At 45.1% G+C, this 3,842-nt stretch carries 4 protein-coding genes; 1 reads left to right on the top strand and 3 read right to left on the bottom strand.

Annotated elements, in window-relative coordinates; translation table 11 throughout:
• Nucleotides 1-523: calcium-binding protein (locus AC5JMF_RS30510; protein ID WP_495799453.1), on the top strand; the 523-nt coding region annotated here is incomplete at its 5' end.
• Between the two features lie 261 nt (nt 524-784).
• Here AC5JMF_RS30510 and AC5JMF_RS30505 read toward each other — a convergent pair.
• The 3 genes from AC5JMF_RS30505 to AC5JMF_RS30495 form a co-directional block, all read right to left on the bottom strand.
• Nucleotides 785-1,957: a beta-ketoacyl-ACP synthase gene (locus AC5JMF_RS30505; protein WP_495799452.1), complete on the bottom strand. Its 1,173-nt coding sequence runs from the start codon at nt 1,955-1,957 to the stop codon at nt 785-787.
• Between the two features lie 146 nt (nt 1,958-2,103).
• Entirely contained in the window at nt 2,104-2,904 is an 801-nt protein-coding gene (locus AC5JMF_RS30500) for a peptidylprolyl isomerase (RefSeq protein WP_495799451.1), read from the bottom strand.
• Between the two features lie 149 nt (nt 2,905-3,053).
• Nucleotides 3,054-3,650 (bottom strand): photosystem I assembly protein Ycf4, encoded by a 597-nt coding sequence (locus tag AC5JMF_RS30495; protein WP_495799450.1) that lies wholly within the window; start codon nt 3,648-3,650, stop codon nt 3,054-3,056.
• Nucleotides 3,651-3,842 lie beyond the last annotated feature (192 nt).

The raw sequence follows: 3,842 nt of genomic DNA, 5'->3' as shown, positions 1-3,842 counted from the left end.
TGTCAAAGGGACAAATCAAAATGACACGATTGCAGGTGACGAGCAAGATAACCTACTGTTTGGCAATGGTGGCAATGACACTATCTCTGGTGGTAGTGGTAATGACACTATCTCTGGTGGTAGCGGTAATGACACTATCTCTGGTGGTAGTGGTAACGACACTATCTCTGGTGGTAGCGGTAATGACACTATCTCTGGTGGTAGTGGTAACGACATTCTTGTAGGAGGTAGCGGCAATGATACTCTTACTGGTAATGCTGGTAATGATAATCTGACAGGCGGACTTGGTGCAGATAATTTTGTCTTCAACAGACTATTGGAAGGTATTGATATTATCAAAGACTTCAAGATTGTTGAGAACGATACAATTCAAGTTTCTCAATCAGGATTTGGTGCGACATCCCTTGATGAGTTCAGCTACAACTCTTTGAATGGTGATTTGTTCTTCTTAGAAACTAAATTCGCCAACATTCAAAATAATCCGAGTGGTTTCTCAATCGATGACAGTATTCAGTTAGTGTGAACTACCTACACTGTACCGTCAGGTCAGTGTAGGCTTCCCAATTCAATGGGGATAGCCTCGGTCTTCATAGATTTTTTACTAGACTACACTCCTCAACTCACGCGCAATTCATGAGCGAAAATGCGGTGTAGCTCCGCTTCCCGCATTATTCGCATCTCGACACCTCCCTATCGGGTAGGTGTGAGCCTTCTTGCTGTTTCAGGTAAAGATTTATTGGGGTTTCGCGTTGACTGTTGACGGTTAGAAGTCATCAGTCAACATTTACTGTTCTTTTTTGTGACTCAACGCGATCGCAGTATTCTGACCACCAAAGCCAAAACAGAAACATAGCGCCTGCTTAATTTTACTGAACCGTGCTGTCCTCACAAGACCTAAATCAAACTCTGGTTCATGCAATCCTACACAAGGAGGCAATATTTGATACTTTAATGCCATCAAAGCAAATGCTACACCCAAAGCCCCCGATGCCCCTAAAGTATGGCCTGTGGCTCCTTTGGTTGAACTAACTGCTACCTTTTGAGGAAATAAACGCTGAATAACCATGCTTTCCATGCGGTCATTTAGCTGTGTAGCAGTACCATGAGCATGAATGTAATCAATATCTGCTGGTGTCAGGCTACTACGTTCTAAACACTTATTGATGGCTGCGATCGCACTTTTACCTTCAGGATCTGGTGAATTAGGATGATAGGCGTCGTTTGTGATGCCAATTCCCACAATTTCACCATATACCCTTGCATGACGCCGCTTTGCCAATGCCGCCGATTCTAATATCAACACGGCTGCACCTTCGCCCAAAGCCAAGCCTTCCCGGCGCAAGTCAAAGGGATAAGCCCCTGTTTTCGCCAAAGCACCCATCTTGTGAAATCCTACCAGAGATAAGGGTGTAATTGGCGCTTCCACAGCCCCTGCGATCGCTCGTTGACATTGCCCAGTTTGCACGAGTAAAGCGGCTTGAGCAATTGCCCAAACTCCTGTAGCACAAGCTGCCATTGGTGCCAAAACTATCCCAGATGCACCAATTTGTCGTGCTGCGGCGATCGCATTCATATGTGGTAAAGTATCCAACCAATTCTCAATAGAGGGACGGGAGGAAAAACACAGAGAAATATTCCCCCCGTCCGAATACATCTGCCGTGCCAGCATCTCCCAAGATGCTTGATGAGAGCGACTTGAGCCAATCACCACAGCACAATCAGGCAAAGGTGAAACTAATCCAGCATCTTTGAGTGCAGCTGCAACAACCAGCTGAGTTAGCTGAGTTAATTCCGCTGGTTGTTGATTAATTAATCCTAGAGGAAATGGTTCTAGTTCTGGAAATGGTTGACATATCCGAATTCCAGATTTGCTTAGTAGCAAATTTTTCCAGCTTTCTGCCAGACTATAGCCAAGAGCAGAAATCAGACCAATGCCAGTGACAACAACTTTAGACAATGGGGAGTGGGGAGTAGGGAGTAGGGAATTGGGAAAGAGGCAGGGTGCAGCACTTTGACTACGCTCAGTGGCCAAGCGCAAGGGGGAAATCTACATACAACCTTCCCCCTGCTCGCTGCTCCCCTGCTCCCTGCTTCCTCATCTTCCTAACCAGGCATTTTCAAATTTTCTGCGCCTTGTGTCACTTTAGCGGAATCGATGCGATCGCCTTGCTGAATTTTGTTAACAACATCGAAGCCTTGAGTAACGTAACCAAAAACGGCGTAGTTACCATCAAGGAAAGCTAAATCCGCTAGAGCAAAGTAAAATTGGGACGAAGCAGAGTCTGGTTGTTGCGATCGGGCCATTGCCACTGCACCCTGTCTATGAGGCAATTCTACAGGCTGGACAGTTGCATCAAATGGTTTGCTATAAATTGGGCTACTTGAACCTTTTTGCTTAATTTCTAAAGGTACATAACGAACGTTTTCGGTTTTCGGATCAATAAAACTACCTGTTCCTAATCTGTTGATTGAAACTTTCGGGTCTTTACTTTGAGGATCGCCACCTTGAACTACAAACGGTTGGGGATCGCGCACAACACGATGGAAAACCAAGCCATCATATACACCTTTTTGTACTAAATCTACAAAATTGCCAGCTGTCACTGGGGCATTAGTGCCATCGACTTCAATGGTTATCGGCGAGCCTTTAACTGTAACTACCACAGTAGCTTTGCCTTCGAGCTTTGGTAAATCTGCCATTCCAGGAATACTCTCACTAGTAGTTTCAGATACTGATGTTGCTTCAGTAGTTATCTTGGTGCTTGCTTCAGTTGTTTTCGATGTAGCTGTAGCTGTCGAAGTTGGTGAAGTATTAGAAGAAACTTGCTGTGTTGAACATCCTGTCAACATCAAAGCACCGATCATTACAGCAGCAAACAAAAATTGTGAAATTTTTAACCGCATTGTTCAGTTATACGAATTAGGGAGTAGGGAGTAGGGAGTAGGGAGGAGCCACTGCGTTGCGGGGGTTCCCCCCGTTGTAGCAAGTGGCGTTAGGAAAGTAGGGGGAGAAAGAACAAACACCAGTTTCCAATTTTCCATTCCCAAATTTCTTACAGTCCTTCTAAGGGTACTTCTAAAAAGCGGGCTAATTCAGCACCTTTTGTTTCCAACTCCGTTAAAGATAAGGGTTGGCCTACCCTTGTGAGGGGAATATCTCGCTGACCCTTAATACGTAAGTAAAGTGCGCGACGAGGATTCATACCTTCTTTAATCAGAATTTTTACAGATTGTACATCTTGGATACGGTTATTAACCTCAATGCGGCGGTTTTTACCAGGAAATCCCCAACGGAAAATTTTGATGGTACCAGCCTCTTGATTGAATTCGTTATAACCGCCCCCGACATCCCATAAAATCATCAGCCAGAGGTATAGGGCTAAAAGCACACCAGCAGAGCCATACAAACCCATAACCAAGCCCTGGGGAAAGAATATCAGTTGAGTTGGATCGGTCACTATGAGTAAATTTATTTTTAGATAACTGGATATACCAGCTAACAAAAAGCCTGTAGCACCCAAAGTTACGACAGTTGCCCACCAGTAGTTACTCAACCGACGAGAACCGAGAACATTTTGATGTAGGATACGTGCAGCAGAGCGATCGCCATTAGGCGAATCACCTTTGTTAGTTGTTGTTGATGCTGTCATTTAACTACCTTAGCTCATTAGATGTTCCCTTTATGAGTCTGCCATTGGAGCAGGATATCTTGCAAGCTCAAGGGAGTGGGGAGTAGGGAGTAGGGAGTGGGGAAAGAGGCAGAGGTTAGACTACACACTCAAGTTTGAGGGAGTGGGGAGTAGGGAGTAGGGAGTGGGGAAAGAGGCAGAGGTTAGACTACA

Source organism: Desmonostoc vinosum, assembly GCF_059505385.1.
Note: the sequence above shows the minus strand (reverse complement) of the source record. Positions and strands in the feature narration are given on the sequence as shown.